This is a genomic window from Haladaptatus halobius (assembly GCF_020618475.1).
Lineage (GTDB): Archaea > Halobacteriota > Halobacteria > Halobacteriales > Haladaptataceae > Haladaptatus > Haladaptatus halobius.
Genome location: NZ_CP085336.1, coordinates 1159281 through 1173274 on the forward strand (window position 1 = coordinate 1159281; position 13994 = coordinate 1173274).

The 13994-nt window shown below is 63.6% G+C and carries 18 protein-coding genes; 9 read left to right on the forward strand and 9 right to left on the reverse strand.

What is annotated here, in order from left to right; translation table 11 throughout:
- The first annotated feature begins 8 nt into the window (after positions 1 to 8).
- From sp36 to LIW51_RS22830, 6 genes are all read left to right on the forward strand, one after another.
- Positions 9 to 224, forward strand: a complete 216-nt coding sequence (gene sp36, locus LIW51_RS22805; RefSeq protein WP_227377379.1) for a Sp36 family protein — start codon at positions 9 to 11, stop codon at positions 222 to 224.
- A complete protein-coding gene (locus tag LIW51_RS22810) occupies positions 217 to 1239 on the forward strand; it encodes a DUF7972 family membrane protein (RefSeq protein WP_227377380.1) in 1023 nt (340 codons plus the stop codon). The genes sp36 and LIW51_RS22810 overlap by 8 nt, the downstream gene beginning before the upstream one ends.
- A gap of 53 nt (positions 1240 to 1292) precedes the next feature.
- Positions 1293 to 1580: a winged helix-turn-helix domain-containing protein gene (locus tag LIW51_RS22815; protein ID WP_227377381.1), complete on the forward strand. Its 288-nt coding sequence runs from the start codon at positions 1293 to 1295 to the stop codon at positions 1578 to 1580.
- A 54-nt stretch (positions 1581 to 1634) separates the two neighbouring features.
- Entirely contained in the window at positions 1635 to 1937 is a 303-nt protein-coding gene (locus LIW51_RS22820) for a DUF8036 family membrane protein (protein ID WP_227377382.1), read from the forward strand.
- A 75-nt stretch (positions 1938 to 2012) separates the two neighbouring features.
- Complete coding sequence (locus LIW51_RS22825) at positions 2013 to 2585, forward strand: COG4315 family predicted lipoprotein (RefSeq protein WP_227377383.1); 573 nt, start codon at positions 2013 to 2015, stop codon at positions 2583 to 2585.
- 89 nt (positions 2586 to 2674) lie between these two features.
- Entirely contained in the window at positions 2675 to 2893 is a 219-nt protein-coding gene (locus LIW51_RS22830) for a hypothetical protein (RefSeq protein WP_227377384.1), read from the forward strand.
- 91 nt (positions 2894 to 2984) lie between these two features.
- Here the strand turns inward: LIW51_RS22830 and LIW51_RS22835 are convergent, their stop codons facing one another.
- A complete protein-coding gene (locus LIW51_RS22835) occupies positions 2985 to 3821 on the reverse strand; it encodes an amidohydrolase family protein (protein ID WP_227377385.1) in 837 nt (278 codons plus the stop codon).
- Between the two features lie 79 nt (positions 3822 to 3900).
- On the opposite strand from LIW51_RS22835, the gene LIW51_RS22840 reads away from it, so the two are divergent.
- Positions 3901 to 5055, forward strand: coding sequence for a CaiB/BaiF CoA transferase family protein (locus LIW51_RS22840; RefSeq protein WP_227377386.1), 1155 nt, complete (start codon positions 3901 to 3903; stop codon positions 5053 to 5055).
- A 60-nt stretch (positions 5056 to 5115) separates the two neighbouring features.
- Here the strand turns inward: LIW51_RS22840 and LIW51_RS22845 are convergent, their stop codons facing one another.
- Together LIW51_RS22845 and LIW51_RS22850 are read right to left on the reverse strand one after the other, a co-directional pair.
- Positions 5116 to 6594: a S8 family peptidase gene (locus LIW51_RS22845; RefSeq protein WP_227377387.1), complete on the reverse strand. Its 1479-nt coding sequence runs from the start codon at positions 6592 to 6594 to the stop codon at positions 5116 to 5118.
- Positions 6595 to 6741: 147 nt separating this feature from the next.
- Complete coding sequence (locus LIW51_RS22850; protein ID WP_227377388.1) at positions 6742 to 8292, reverse strand: aldehyde dehydrogenase family protein; 1551 nt, start codon at positions 8290 to 8292, stop codon at positions 6742 to 6744.
- 186 nt (positions 8293 to 8478) lie between these two features.
- Between LIW51_RS22850 and LIW51_RS22855 the strand changes: the two genes are divergently transcribed.
- Complete coding sequence (locus LIW51_RS22855; RefSeq protein WP_227377389.1) at positions 8479 to 9546, forward strand: zinc-dependent alcohol dehydrogenase family protein; 1068 nt, start codon at positions 8479 to 8481, stop codon at positions 9544 to 9546.
- A 162-nt stretch (positions 9547 to 9708) separates the two neighbouring features.
- A complete protein-coding gene (locus LIW51_RS22860) occupies positions 9709 to 10071 on the forward strand; it encodes a hypothetical protein (protein ID WP_227377390.1) in 363 nt (120 codons plus the stop codon).
- A gap of 55 nt (positions 10072 to 10126) precedes the next feature.
- Here LIW51_RS22860 and LIW51_RS22865 read toward each other — a convergent pair whose 3' ends face one another.
- The 6 genes from LIW51_RS22865 to LIW51_RS39435 form a co-directional block, all read right to left on the reverse strand.
- Positions 10127 to 11743: an ArnT family glycosyltransferase gene (locus LIW51_RS22865; RefSeq protein ID WP_227377391.1), complete on the reverse strand. Its 1617-nt coding sequence runs from the start codon at positions 11741 to 11743 to the stop codon at positions 10127 to 10129.
- 183 nt (positions 11744 to 11926) lie between these two features.
- Positions 11927 to 12184: a hypothetical protein gene (locus tag LIW51_RS22870; RefSeq protein WP_227377392.1), complete on the reverse strand. Its 258-nt coding sequence runs from the start codon at positions 12182 to 12184 to the stop codon at positions 11927 to 11929.
- Positions 12185 to 12319: 135 nt separating this feature from the next.
- Positions 12320 to 12757, reverse strand: a complete 438-nt coding sequence (locus LIW51_RS22875) for a universal stress protein (RefSeq protein ID WP_227377393.1) — start codon at positions 12755 to 12757, stop codon at positions 12320 to 12322.
- A 26-nt stretch (positions 12758 to 12783) separates the two neighbouring features.
- Positions 12784 to 13146: an ATP-binding protein gene (locus LIW51_RS22880; RefSeq protein WP_255767548.1), complete on the reverse strand. Its 363-nt coding sequence runs from the start codon at positions 13144 to 13146 to the stop codon at positions 12784 to 12786.
- Entirely contained in the window at positions 13095 to 13439 is a 345-nt protein-coding gene (locus LIW51_RS39430; RefSeq protein WP_368411810.1) for a histidine kinase dimerization/phospho-acceptor domain-containing protein, read from the reverse strand. The genes LIW51_RS22880 and LIW51_RS39430 overlap by 52 nt, the downstream gene beginning before the upstream one ends.
- On the reverse strand, positions 13343 to 13807 hold the full coding sequence (locus LIW51_RS39435) for a PAS domain S-box protein (protein ID WP_227377395.1): 465 nt from the start codon (positions 13805 to 13807) through the stop codon (positions 13343 to 13345). The genes LIW51_RS39430 and LIW51_RS39435 overlap by 97 nt, the downstream gene beginning before the upstream one ends.
- Between the last annotated feature and the right edge of the window lie 187 nt (positions 13808 to 13994).

Sequence of the window (13994 nt, forward strand, 5' to 3'; positions counted from 1 at the left end):
GTGTTTCTATGCGCGCTAGCGATCCCGTCAAGTGGGAGTATCGAAGCCTCAGACCTCCACGCGAGGAAACGCAAAAGGAGGCGAGCGACCCAACGGCCCAGCTCAACGAACTCGGCGACGATGGATGGGAGTTCGTCGACACCATCGACTACACCGGCGGCGGAACGAAGTTCTTGGTTCTGAAGCGACCGCGGAATCGAGACGCGGGGGTAGCGGATGAGTAACGACGAAACGGGCGACATCGGGACTGCAGACACGATGCGGGGCCGGTCGGGGGAAAGTCGGCTCAAAATCTGGTTGCTCTTCCGCACGAATCGGTTTCTCCTCACCGGGCTGCTCGCGTTCCTCGTCTTCGTTTCGTTCGTCGCGTTTAGCGCCGCTCTCGACCCGCCGCTTCCGAGCGAGATCAAATCGACAGACACCATCGAGACGATATTCTCGGCGATGATCGGCGTGATCGTCACCGGTACGACGCTCGTCGTCACCATCAGTCAACTCGTCCTCTCGCAGGAGAACGGCCCACTCGGCGACCAACGCGAGCGAATGAGCGACGCGATGGACTTTCGAACGTACACGAAAGACCTGTTCGGCTCCGTTGTTCCGGCCGACCCCTCGACGTTTCTCGGTCGGCTCGTTGCCGCGACCGAACGGCGGGCCGAGGTACTCGACCGTCTCGTCCGAGAGAGCAACGACGAGGAGCTGATTCGTCAAGCGTCTGAATTCATCGACAGTCTGTACGGGAACGCCAAGGAAGTGCAAGACGAACTGGAAGGAGCGCAGTTCGGGACGTTCGACGTGCTGTTCGCAGCGTTGAACTTCAACTACGGGTGGAAGATATATCAGGTCGAACGGATGAGCGAGGAGTTCTCCGAATCCTTGAACGACGACCAGCGCGCCGCGTTCGACGACCTGGAAACGGCGCTCGCCATGTTCGGACCGGCCCGCGAGCACATCAAGACGCTCTACTTCCAGTGGGCGCTCGTCGATCTCTCGCAGTACATCCTCTACGCCGCGATTCCGGCGCTCATCGTCTCCGGCGGCATGCTGACGTTCGTCGGAGCCGAGACGTTCTCCGGAACCGTACTGTCGATTCCGACCGTCACATGGGTCGTCAGCGGAGCGTTCACGATCACGCTCATCCCCTTCCTGTTGTTCACGTCGTACATCCTCCGCATCGCGCCGATAGCCAAGCGAACGCTCGCCATCGGCCCGCTCATCCTTCGAGAATCCCAGAAGTGAGTTTCGTCGTTCGACCGGACGTATTTTGTTACCACCCTTCCATCAGTGGAGTGATGGAAGGCGTTCTCTGGTATCTTCTGGCGAGTTCCCGGGGCGGGCCAACGAGAGTCCGCATCCTCCGGGCGCTGGACGAGCGACCGCGGAACGCCAACCAACTCGCGACCGAACTGGAACTCGACTACACGACGATTCGTCACCACCTCGACGTGCTGATGGAGAACAACGTCGTCGAGCGAACGGACGACGAGTACGCCGCAGTCTACCTGTTCACCGAGCAGGTGAAATCGAACTGGGAAACGGTCGAGGAGATAATCGCCGTCGTCGACTCGGAGGAGCAATGATTCCGGACGAAATTTGGACAGAGCATATAGCCGCCGACTGCAAACGGAGTACCGATGACCATCTGGCTTGACGTCGCCCGGGCCGCCGCAGGGGTGAACCTACTGTTACTGCTGGCGTTGGGCTCCGTCTGGCTTCGTAACTACCGCCAGCACGGCGCTCGACACACCCTCGGACTGCTCGTGTTCGCGGTCTTCCTCCTCGTGGAGAACGCGCTCTGGCTCTACTTCTACCTCCTCCATCCGGACTTCATCGGCTGGTTCGACCACGCCGGGGTCGACGTGCAAGTCGGCGTGACGCTCCTCTGCGGCCTCGAACTGGTCGCGCTCGCGTTCCTCGCTCGAATCACGTGGCTCTGATTCGGGGCTGAAGTTGGACGAATTTTGGACTGAGTTCGGAAAACGCTCATCCCTCGACTCGACCACCGTTCGGTTATGCGCCCAACACGACGCGCGTTCCTCACGACGGTCGGCGCGACGATGACGCTGGCCGGATGTCTCGGCGGAGATGGCGAAGCGAACCAGACGACCACGACGACCGCGGCGGACACGTCCACGACGACGGCGGGAACGACGAAAACGACGACCACGACGAACAGACAGACGTCGAAAGCGACCGTCCGAGTCTCATCGCACCCGGAGCTCGACGATATCCTCGTCGGCCCGAATGAGATGACGCTCTACATGTTCGACAGCGATACGAAAGGAAAGATGGAGAGCACGTGCTACGACTCCTGCGTCGATGCGTGGCCGCCGCTCACGGTGAAAGAGTCGCCGACCAAAGGCGACGGCGTCACGGCCATGATCGAAACCTTCGAGCGAAAGTCGGGTGAAAAGCAGGTGACGGCCAACGGTTGGCCGCTGTACTACTTCTCCTCCGACGCGAACCCTGGCGACGCGAACGGACAGGGCGTCAGCGACGTGTGGTGGGTGCTCGCGCCCGACGGCATGCCGATGAAATCGAAGACGACGACAACGACGTCGTCGGACGGTGGCGGTGGATACTGAAGACGAGTCGACGCGAGCAGAGCCGACCGGTCACTCGCCCACCGTCGCCGAACGACAGTTAGCGTCGGCGGGCCAAAGTTCGCACGACCATGACTTCCGACGAGAAGAACCACGGCGACTCGCCGGAGCGGATCGAAAGCGACAAACTCGTGACCGCGATTCGGGACGCGCCGGCGCCGGTCGTGAACACGGGGTATCTCGCGGACGAGTTCGAAACGTCACCCGATTCGATGCGAGAACGACTCGACGAGATGGTCGAGGACGGCGTCCTCGAACGCGCCGAGGCCCGCGGACGGGGCAACCTCTGATGGTGTTCGGTCGAAACCGAACTCGGCGAGTGAGTTCGGCGACGCGACCGCCGTCCCCGGCCGCGTTCGCCGAAGCGCGGAAAACGGCTCGTCAGTCCCGTTCGCCGAGGAACCGTTCCGCGGTTCGGCGGAAGACGTCTCGATACGTCGATTCCGAAAGGTCGCGGTCGAGCAATCCTCGTCGCTCCTCGGCGTAGGGGTATGGGAGGTTCGGGAAGTCAGAGCCGAACATGACGGAGCGGGAGAGCGAGGTCAACGCCTCGTCCGGTATCGTCGCCGGGTCGAATCCCAGCACGTCCGCCGAGCGCGGCGAGAGGGCCATCGTCGTGTCCAGGAACACCTGGTCGTGCCGGCGAGTGAACTCCAGAAACTCCGTCACCTCGTACGTCCCCATGTGCGCCGCGCAGGCCCGAACGTCCGGGTACGATTCGACGAACTCGGCGAACTGGTCGGCTCCGACGTGGGGACTGTCCTGGAACATCGGGGCGGTTCCGGCGTGGAACAGTATCGGTCGGTCGTATTCGGCGGCAAGGTCGAACGCCGGTTCCAGTCGGGGATCCGCCGGCCCGCACTCCTGAACCGGACACTGGAACTTCAGTCCGCGTGCGCCCGCCTCGAACGCCTTTCGAACCACAGCCACGACGTCGTCGTCGCCGTGAACCGTCGCAAACGGGACGGCCATCTCCGAGTCGGCGGCCTCGCGGAGCACCCACTCGTTCAAGTCGTCGGCCATGCCCTCCTCGTGCGCGTAGGGGAGCGCGAAGTAGCGTTCGACGCCCGCCGACCGCAACGCGGTCTCCATCGCTTCTCGCTCCGTCGGATGGTCGAACGTCCACCCCGCGTCGCGGGCGAGCGAGTCGCGTATCGCCGCCATCAGGCGCTGCGGCATCAGGTGGACGTGCGCGTCGACGGTCCCGGAGACTGCCATGCGAGACGGTTACCGCGCGACTCGCTTGAAACGTTCGGCGTCCCCGAACCATTTAGTCGTCCTCTCCTTCTCTACTGCCATGCGACTCGATGACGTGCGCGTGCTCGATCTCTCCCGACTCCTCCCCGGACCGTACGCGACGCAACTCCTCGCCGACCTCGGCGCGACGGTGCTCAAGATAGAGGAACCGGCGGGCGGCGACTACGCGCGACGGATGGGGGCGGTCGGAGAGAGCGGTTACGGCCACATCTTCGAAGCGGTGAACCGCGGCAAGCGGAGCGTCGCCCTCGACCTCAAGGAGGAGACCGCGCGCGAGGCGTTCTACGAACTGGTCGAGGATGCAGACGTCGTGTTCGAGACCTTCCGACCCGGTGTCGCCGAGCGACTGGGAATCGATCACGAGACGCTCTCGCGGTACAACGAGGAGTTGGTCTACGTCTCCCTTTCGGGGTACGGACAGGAAAGTCCCCACGCGAAGCGGGCGGGACACGATCTCAACTACGCCGGCGTCAGCGGTCTCTTGGACATGACCCGACCGGACGCGAACTCGAAGCCGACGATACCCGGCTATCCGGTGGTCGATATGGCGAGCGGCCTCTTTTCGGCGTTCAGCATCGTCGGCGCGTTGCTCTCTCGAGAACTCGGTTCCGGGGGAACCCGCGTCGATATTGCGATGACGGACGTGATGCTGTCGTTCTCGCAGCTCTTCGCCGGCGGCGCGCTCGCCGGCGATACGCCTCGACCGGGGGAGACGATGCTCACGGGGAAGTTCCCCTGCTACGACGTGTATCGCACCGCGGACGGACGATATCTGACGCTTGCAGCCCTCGAACCCAAGTTCTGGAACGCGCTCTGCGCGGCGATAGACCGCCCCGAACTCGCCGAAAATCATCTCAGCGACGACCCAGCGGTTCGAACGGCCGTCCGAGAGACGCTTCGGGACGTGTTCGAGTCGAAAACGCTCGAAGTGTGGCTCGACGAGTTCGAGGATACGGACACGGCGGTGGGCGGCGTGTTCACCCTTCCGGAGGCGCTCGACCGGCCGCAGACGCGGGCGCGAAACATGGTCGAGACTGCGGCGGGAGCGCCGTCTCGTCTCGGATTCCCCGCTCTCACCCCGGCGGCCGAATCGGTTCCGACGACCGTCCCCGACCACGGCGAGCACACCGAGGACGTGCTCCGAGGTGCGGGCGTCTCACCGGACGAAATCGAGCACGTGCTCGGCCGCGACTGAACCGGCTGACGCGACAGTGGTGGTCGAACCGTCGGAGGGGGCGAAAAGAGCTGTCCCGTGCTACTCGCGCCGCTCGGCTTCGGCGACGGCCCTCGGCGCGTGGACGATTCCCGCGCCGAGGTCGGTGTCGCCCTTCCCGTCGCTGTAGCGCGCCGTGTTCTCGATGACGCTCTGTACCTGCTTCGCGCTCAAGTCCGGATTGACCTCACGGACGAGCGCGACCAGTCCAGCGACCTGTGGGGCCGCCATCGACGTGCCCGCGTACCAGGCGTACGCGGAACCGTCGTTGAGATCCGGCGGCACCGACGAGAGGACGAGGTTCGTCGGGTATGGCCACTCGGTGTCCGACGCTAGCGTCTTTTCGAGCGTCTCGTAGCCGCCGCCGGGCGCGCCGACGTCGATATCGCTGGTGCCGTAGTTCGAGTAGAACACGCGTTCGTTGTTCGGCCCCGTCGCGGAGACGCTGATGGACCCGGGGACGCTGTTCGGGAGCGTGTAGTAGCCCTCGTGCTGGAGGTCGGCGCTGGAGTTCCCGGCGCTCGTCGTGACGACGGTACCCCTTTGGACGGCGGACTGAATGACCGTCTGGTAGGCGACATGCTCGCCGCTGCTGTGCGCGTTGCCCTTGATGACGCCGCCGCCGAGGCTCATGTTCGCGGCGTCGGCGCCGATTCGGCCCGCGTAGTCGATGGCACTGAGGATGTCGAAATCGGTCGTCCAGAGCGTCGTCACGGTGACACTCTCTTCCTCGCCGTCGCCGTCCTCGTCGTAGGGGTAGTCGGTGAGTTTCTTCCAGTAGAACACTCGAAGCGGAACCACTTCGGCGTCAGGAGCCATTCCCGCAACGCCGAGGCTCCCCTCGTTCTTCGCTGTGGCGATGCCGGCGCAGTGACTCCCGTGCGAGTGTACGTCGTCGGCCGCCGTCTGCGACCGCGTATTCGGCGCTCCCAGATAGGTGTAGGAGGCGATTTCCTCGCCGCTCGGCGGGAGCCGCGCGTCGATGGTCGTATCGCCCGCGACCGTGGGGCGTCCGTCGGGGCTGGTCACGCCGTCCACGCGGAACAGTTTACCCCGTTCGACGCTGTTGCGGAGGTCCGGATGCGCGGTGTCGATGCCGGTGTCGATGATGGCGACCGTTCTTCCGACGCCGGTCGCGCTGTCGTGCGCTTCGAACGCACCGGTCGTGTCCCCCTGCTTGTCCCACTGGAGGCTCGCGTACTCCTCGTCGAGCGATTCGTCGGTGGATTCCAGTTCCGGCCCGACCGGTCGATAGCCGAGGTTCGGCTCGACCTGTTCGACGCCGTCGACCCCCCGAACGGTCGATTCGGCGTCGGCGCCGACGAGCAGAACGCGCCCGTCGGCGATCGCCGCCCGAACGTCGACCCCCGCTCGGTCGAGGCGCTCTCGGACGCCCTTCTCACGGACGGTTACGACGAACTGGTCGCGGCCATCCGAGGCGCCGGAGACGCCCATCGCGGTCAGTGCGACGGCACCGGCCGCCGCGCTTTTCAGAAAGTTTCGCCTGTCAAGTTTTGACATGACGCACATACATTATACTCATCACACTATATATTTTGCTACGAAAGTGGAGATTTTATCGGTGCAGCGACGGTTTCGATCGACCGTCGCTCGTCGGCTCAGTTCCGAACCGGACGAGGCGGACGACCCCGAGGGCGTCCGATGGACTCACCCGAACTTCGGGAGGTTGCCGAAGTTACACACGACCGTCTTTGTCTGGCGGTAGGCGTCGAACGCCTCCGCGTCGAGTTCGCGTCCGATACCGCTCTGTTTGTAGCCGCCGTGGGGGAGGTTGTCGACGAGTTCGTTGTACGTGTTGACCCAGACCGTCCCGGCCTCGATTTCGGCGGCCATCTCGTGCGCCGTTTCGAGGTCGGTCGTCCAGACCCCGGAGGTCAGCCCGTACTCGGTATCGTTGGCCTGCTCGACGACCTCGTCCTGCTCCGACCACTCGAAGACGGAAAGGACGGGGCCGAATATCTCCTCCCGCGCGACCGTGTGGTCGGGTTCCACGTCCACGAGGACGGTCGGTTCGAAAAACGGCGCGCCGTTGAGTTCCTCGTCGTCCAGTCGTTCCCCGCCGACGAGCACTCGCGCGCCCTCGGCCGTCGCCGTTTCGACGTAGGACCGGACGGCGTCGAAGTGATCGTGGTCCACGAGCGGGCCGATGTCGGTGGTCGGGGAGAGCGGGTCGCCGACGGTCAGTCGCTCCATCTCGTCCGTGAACCGCTCCAGGAACTCGTCGGCGATGTCCTCGTGGAGGTACAACCGCGACCCGGCGGTGCACTGCTCGCCCTGATTGAAGAAGATGCTGATGAGCGTCCCCTCGACCGCCTTCTCCAGGTCAGCGTCGGGGAAGACGATGTTCGGACTCTTCCCGCCGAGTTCGAGGGACACCGGCGTTATCGTCTCCGCGGCGTCCCGCATCACCGACCGTCCGGCCGCCGTCGAACCGGTGAGTGCGACCTTCCGTATCTTTTCGTGGTTCGCTATCGCAGACCCGACTTCGGAGCCGCTCCCGGTGACGACGTTGACCGTCCCGTCCGGGAGGATTCGGTTCATGATCCGCCCGAGTTCGAGTGTCGAGAGGACGGCTCGGTTCGCGGGTTTGAACACGACGGCGTTCCCGGCGGCGAGCGCGGGGGCGGCCTTCCACGCGACGAACATCGACGGGAAGTTCCACGCGCTTATCTGCCCGACGACGCCGTACGGCTCGCTCCGCGTGTAACACAGTTTGTCGCCGTTCGTGGAGGGGTGCCGTCCGGCCTCGGCCGTCCGCGCGATGCTCGCGAAGTGGCGAAACTGCTCGACTGTGATCGTCATATCGACGAGCAGCGAGTGTTGGTTCGGCTTACCCATCTCGAGCGAGTCGAGGCGGGCCAATTCGACTTTCTGCTCCTCGATCTCGTCCGCGATTTCGAACAGCGTGTCCGCGCGTTGGGTCGCTGACAGCTGTCCCCACGCCCCGTCGAACGCGTCCTGCGCGGCCGCGACCGCCCGGTCGACGTCGTCCCGCGTCCCAGCCTGAAAGGTCGCCAGCGTCTCTCCCGTCGTCGCGTCGGTCGCTTCGTTCGTCTCACCCGTCTCGCCGGTCACCCACTCACCCCCGACGAGCAGTCCGTACTGCTCGTCCGAGAGGTTATCGTCGGCGACCGTTCGGTGGTGTTCCTCTACGTCCTCGCTTATCGCTCCGTATTCGGAATCGTTCTCGCGTTGCATGGGATATCGTCACCGTCGTTCGCGGCGTTCTCGTAGGCGTCTCCGCCTCGCGGTGTGACGGATAAGTGTCATCACGGAACGCGATAGCGGTAGCGCCACTAATACACGGCGCGTTAAAGCCCCTCGAAAAACGAACCTCGCATGCCCTGCCCAACACTAATCACCTCTTGGGCTAGATACGGGGTCATGCGAGCCGCCGTGTTCAAAGGAGTGAACGAACCGCTCCAGATAGAGGAGGTCGACGAGTCACAGCCAGCCGACGACGAGGTCGTCGTCGAAACGGAAGCGTGCGGCGTCTGCAGAAGCGACTGGCACGCGTCGCAGGGTGACTGGGACTGGATCGGCGTCACGCCCACCGAGGGACTGATATTCGGCCACGAAGCCGCCGGGACGGTGGTCGAAATCGGGGACGACGTCGAACGACTCCGCGAGGGCGACCGAGTCACCGCGCCGTTCAACTTAAGCGACGGGACGTGCGTCCACTGCCGAAACGGACGGGGGAACATCTGCGAACGGATGGTTCCGATGGGCTTTCTGGAGATGGCTCCGGGCGGATTCGCGGAGCGGTTCCCGGTTCGGGCCGCGGATCAGAACGCGGTGAAACTGCCCGACGAGGTCGACCCCGTCAGCGTCGCCGGTCTGGGCTGTCGGTTCGCCACCGCGTACCACGGCCTCGCTCACCGCGTCGACCTGACGCCGGGCGACTGGGTCGCGGTTCACGGCTGCGGCGGCGTCGGCCTGTCGGCGGTTCACATCGCCGACGCCCTCGGCGCAAACGTCGTCGCCGTCGATATCGACGACGCCGCCCTCTCGAAGGCCGAGAAACTCGGTGCGGTCGAGACGGTCGCCGTGACCGAGGTAGCCGACGTTCCCCAAGCCGTGAAAGGGGTCACCGAAAGCAGCCGCGGCGTCGACATCTCCATCGACGCGCTCGGCATCGCCGAGACCTGCCGTAACTCGGTGAACAGTCTGGGGAAGGGCGGCCAACACCTGCAGATAGGTCTGACGACGTCGGAGGAGGAAGGCGAGGTCTCCCTGCCGGTCGACGTGATGGCCATGGACGAGCGGGACTTCTACGGCGCGTTCGGGATGCCGCCGAGCAGGTACGACGAGATCTTCCGGATGATGGAGTTCGGGTCGATAGACCCGGGCAGAATCGTCGCCGAGACGATAGCCCTCGAAGACGTGCCGGAGACCATCGCATCGTTAGGGAACTACGACACCGTCGGCATTCCCGTCGTCACCGAGTTCTGAGTTGGACGAGTTCGGATTCGATTCAGTTCACGGACGGACTCTGTCTAGCCAATAGACATTCAAACAATTCCGTCGTACTCAGTACGTGGTGAGAGCGATGTACGAATACGAAGAACGTCGGACAGGTCAAGAATCGTACAGCGCCTCGACGGGGGTGTAAGCATGGGCGTCGTATCCACGCTCATCATCTTCATCATCAGCCTGCTCGTCGGGGGGTTGGGCATCTACATCGGTGCTAGAACGATACTCGGTCACACGACGAGTTACACCCACGCTATCGTCACGGCGCTAATCGGCGCGATAGTGTGGGGAATCGTCAGCTTCTTCGTCGGGTGGATACCCATCGTCGGTGCCCTCTTGGCGCTCATCGCTTGGGTCGGCGTCATCAACTGGCGCTACCCCGGCGGGTGGGGCAACGCCATCGTGATCGGGTTGATCGCGTGGGTCGCGTCGGCCGTCGTGCTGTACCTTCTCACGCTGCTCAACATAGTCGCTCCCCGAGCGCTTGGGGTACCCGGCCCCTGACGGATCATTTTTTCGGACGGTGGCGGTAACGACCCGCGGTCGTCTCCGAATCGGTTCATCGACGACCGTCGGCGAGAACTCGGACGACCAACACCCCCTCGTTTTCGTACGCGATTCGATATCGCTCGCTTCGCTCCAGCGAGCGACGCATGCGCTTCGGTTGATCGATAGTCGTTCCTCGAACCGTGTACGTTCCCTTTGGAACGTACAAATACGTCGGCTGGGACTGTTGTACGCGAAGTTCGTTCGTCAAACATCTTGCAGTGTGACAGGTCGAAAGGTCGGTGTACACGTCCATTTGCTGGCGGTACTTCGCGGGTGTCGTCCACTCGACGCCCCACGGGCCGACGAGTATCGTCCGCTCCGTGAAATACGGAAACCACTCAGCGGCGTCGCCGAGGACGACGAACTCCGCATCGTTCGGTGTCTCCGTTTTCGCCCACTCCATCGCCTCGGTGTCCTCTTGGTCGATGAACGCCGGCATCGGCGTTTGGCCCGCGATAGGAATCCCGACCACGAACAGCGTACCGGAGACGACGAGGAGTCCCAGAACGAATGCCTGAACGGCGGTCGGAGTAATCGTTTTCCCGTCCGACCCGGGGAGTCGCGATCGTATCGCCGGAACCACGTCGGTGAGACCCATCGTGACGAGCAAGACACCGGGAACGAAGGCAAATCGTATCTCGTCCATCAGGAAGACGGAAACGACGAACCAGACGGGAATGAACGGTCGTCGTTTAGAAACGAAGTAGTAGACACCGAGCGTCAGGAGGAGGTACCAGACGACGATGAAGACGGACGTCGAAAGCGGATCCCCGAGTCGTCGGACGAACAGCGTCGCCCCCGCACCGAGTCCGCCGTGCGTTCCCGCCGCGGACGTTAGAACGCCGATACCGTGATTCGAAGCGACCAACGCGACCCAGGGCACCGCGATAGCCAGTCCGACCCCCGCGACAGTGGCGCCATCCCGTAAGCCGACGAGCGACCGACTCTCCGCGACGTAAAAGAGTACGTAACTCACGCCGAAGAAGACCGAGTACGTTGGGTGCGTCAACACCGTCAGCCCGAAGAGAGCGCACGCGGGGAAAAGCCACGGTCGGCTCCCGTCGCGGAACAATCTAACTCCGAAGTACAGCCCGGTGAGCAGGAGCAAGAACGCGGGGGCGCGGACGATGCCGCCGGCCGAGAGGTGCCATTCGAGGAGCACGGGAGTGACGGCGGCGATTATCGCAGCGACGCCCGCTCGATTCGGCGACGGTAGGAGTTCGCGGGCCAGAAAGTAGTACGGAACGAACGCCAAAGCGGTCACGACGGTCGGAAGCGCGCGAGTTATCACGAGCGGATCGACGCCGATATCGAGGAGAAGCGCGGTGACGTAGAACGCGAGCGGCGGATACGCGAACGGAACACCACCTCGCGTGTATCCGGCGATACGTTTCGGAAACGCGTAGTTTCGCTCCGCTATCGTCTCGGATATCTCGAGAAAGAGGCCGGCACCGTACGCCGGGTAGGGGTGCGTGAGGAGATAGGCGCTGCTGACAAAGACGGCGACGGCGAGGACGGACGCCAATCGACGATGGCCGGCGGACGAAACGACGGAGAGGCGAGTTTTTTCGAGGACGTGTTCGAACCATCCCGAAGAATCGTCCGTATTTTTATCAGTACTGCTCATGAGGGCAAACCGGAGTCGCGTATAAGGGGGATTTCTCCAACGGCAAAAGGGATTGTGGCCGTGATATTTTCATCACCATCGTTTGTACTCCACCTCGTCCGTCTATCGTTTTTGTGGTTACCGTCGGCGAACTATCCCGAGTGCGAGTACGCAGCGGTCGGAAAACTCGCCCAGTGGATCGCATTACGCTACGAGACGAGATGCGGTCGAGATGAACAGGCATCCGAGAAGGACGAAAAAGACGCTGAGTAGTTCGTACCCGAACAGCACGCTGACGACGCCGAACCAGAGAAACAGTCCGAACACGCTACTGAGAACCAACGCCGTCCAGAACCCCCACATCGGATTCGAGTGCGCCTCGCCGTGATCCCCGTCCGCCCCCGTATCGCTTTCCTCGGAAGCTGGATTTTCGATTCGCCCCTTCGACTCCGGTATCTCCATACGAGAGCGCACTTGTTCCGCCGTCCTTGTTATACGGTTCCTGTTCTCGAAGCAGAGTGCGCGTACATCCACTACGGAAAGCCAAAGTATCGGGTTGAGCTTTCGAAATCGGCGGTGGTGCCGACTTGCATCGGCTCAAGTCGGGAGCGTACAGGCGTCCCGCCCCGCGACCATCACGGGAATGTCGGCGTCGCGGACGACGCGTTCCGCGACGCTGCCCGCCTTCACGAACCGGCCGAGGCCCGAGCGTCCGTGCGTGCCCATCACGATGAGGTCGATGTCGTGGTCGTCGGCGTAGTCGAGTATCTGTTCGTCCGGAACGCCGTAGCGAAACGCCTTGACGACTGCGACCGAGAACGCCACCGCCCGTCGTTCGACCGCGTCGACGGCGTCTTCACCCGCTTTTTCGTGGCGCTCGACGACGAAGTCGACGTGTCCCATCGACGAACTCGTCTCGACGACGTACAGTGCGTGCACGGTGGCTCCGTATTCGGCCGCGATTCCGAGTCCGTTTTCGACGGCACAGGCCGAGCTAGGCGTTCCGTCCGTCGGGACGAGGATTCGAGAGAACATGGCGTCGATAGTTGCGCGGAAACCGGTTAAACACCGCGGTTCGTGCGAATTCGAGACGGAAGCCGCGACCGCACGTCGGTTCGTTCAGTCGTCGTTCCGCAGGCGGGGCGTGTCGACGGCCGTGAACTCGAACCGCGCGCAACCGGACTCGCTTTCGGTGATGGTACAGTCCCAATCGTACGTGTCGACCAGTCGCGCGACGATCGTGAGACCGAGTCCGATTCCCCCGTCTCCGTGGTGTACCCCACATCGAAGACCGACTTGCGCGCCGTTTCGGAGATTCCCGTGCCGTCGTCCTCGACGTAGAAGCCGGTCGGGAGGTCGCCGACGCGAACTGTCACCTCCTCGCCGCCGTGCTCGACGGCGTTTCGGAACAGGTTTTCGAGCAGATGTCGGAGGTGAACCGGGTCGGCCTCGACTGCTCGCTCGGTTTCGACGACGAGTTCGCCGCGTCCGCGGTGCGTTTCGTCCACGCGTCCGCGGCGACGGCGGAGAGCGCCACGGTTTCGCGTTCGACGGTCGAATCGGCTCCGCGTGCGGTGACGAGCAGGACGTTTATCCGCTCCTCGATGCGGTCGAGCGCGGTCACGACCTCGTCCGCGGCGGTTTCGTCACCCTCCGCGGCGAACGGGAGGTACCCCTGCGCGATGGAGAGCGGGTTCCGAAGTTCGTGGGCCAGCACGCTCGCAAAGCACTCCAATCGGTCGTTCTGGCGCTGGAATTCCTGTTCGCGTTCCGCCCGACGAGTTCGTCGGGCGCGTATCCGAGGACGTGTTCGACCGACGGCGTCAGATACCGGAGCGTCCCGTCGGGGTCGAGGATGGCGTTGACGTCCGTCGCTTCTTCGATGAGCGTCTCGTACCGCGTCAGCTCTCGGTTGCGCCGTTCGGCCTCGTACGCCTGCGTGATGGCCCGCGCTTCGTTCGTTCCGATGGCGAGGCCGCCGACCGCACCGATTCCCGTGGCGAGCGCGAGCGTCCAAAGCAGAATGGTCGACGGTGACGCTGGGGTTGAGGATGAGTAGGCCGACGATGGCGAGCAGCGACCCAAATCCGCCGAGACACCACGTGATGATGCGCGGATACGCTTCCGGGTGGAGTTCGGTCTTGGGCAATCGGTGTCCGACGTACAGTAGGATGATACCGGGGCCGCCCACGAGGACGAAGTCGATGAGTGCTTCCGCGAGTGGCTCGCCCACGGCGGTCGCCAGCGCGACCTGTCCCCCGGCGAGCACGAC

Coding starts and splice junctions, on each gene's coding strand:
- sp36 (WP_227377379.1), top strand. CDS start 9: ATGCGCGCTAGCGATCCCGTCAAGTGGGAGTATCGAAGCCTCAGACCT.
- LIW51_RS22810 (WP_227377380.1), top strand. CDS start 217: ATGAGTAACGACGAAACGGGCGACATCGGGACTGCAGACACGATGCGG.
- LIW51_RS22815 (WP_227377381.1), top strand. CDS start 1,293: ATGGAAGGCGTTCTCTGGTATCTTCTGGCGAGTTCCCGGGGCGGGCCA.
- LIW51_RS22820 (WP_227377382.1), top strand. CDS start 1,635: ATGACCATCTGGCTTGACGTCGCCCGGGCCGCCGCAGGGGTGAACCTA.
- LIW51_RS22825 (WP_227377383.1), top strand. CDS start 2,013: ATGCGCCCAACACGACGCGCGTTCCTCACGACGGTCGGCGCGACGATG.
- LIW51_RS22830 (WP_227377384.1), top strand. CDS start 2,675: ATGACTTCCGACGAGAAGAACCACGGCGACTCGCCGGAGCGGATCGAA.
- LIW51_RS22835 (WP_227377385.1), bottom strand. CDS start 3,821: ATGGCAGTCTCCGGGACCGTCGACGCGCACGTCCACCTGATGCCGCAG.
- LIW51_RS22840 (WP_227377386.1), top strand. CDS start 3,901: ATGCGACTCGATGACGTGCGCGTGCTCGATCTCTCCCGACTCCTCCCC.
- LIW51_RS22845 (WP_227377387.1), bottom strand. CDS start 6,594: ATGTCAAAACTTGACAGGCGAAACTTTCTGAAAAGCGCGGCGGCCGGT.
- LIW51_RS22850 (WP_227377388.1), bottom strand. CDS start 8,292: ATGCAACGCGAGAACGATTCCGAATACGGAGCGATAAGCGAGGACGTA.
- LIW51_RS22855 (WP_227377389.1), top strand. CDS start 8,479: ATGCGAGCCGCCGTGTTCAAAGGAGTGAACGAACCGCTCCAGATAGAG.
- LIW51_RS22860 (WP_227377390.1), top strand. CDS start 9,709: ATGGGCGTCGTATCCACGCTCATCATCTTCATCATCAGCCTGCTCGTC.
- LIW51_RS22865 (WP_227377391.1), bottom strand. CDS start 11,743: ATGAGCAGTACTGATAAAAATACGGACGATTCTTCGGGATGGTTCGAA.
- LIW51_RS22870 (WP_227377392.1), bottom strand. CDS start 12,184: ATGGAGATACCGGAGTCGAAGGGGCGAATCGAAAATCCAGCTTCCGAG.
- LIW51_RS22875 (WP_227377393.1), bottom strand. CDS start 12,757: ATGTTCTCTCGAATCCTCGTCCCGACGGACGGAACGCCTAGCTCGGCC.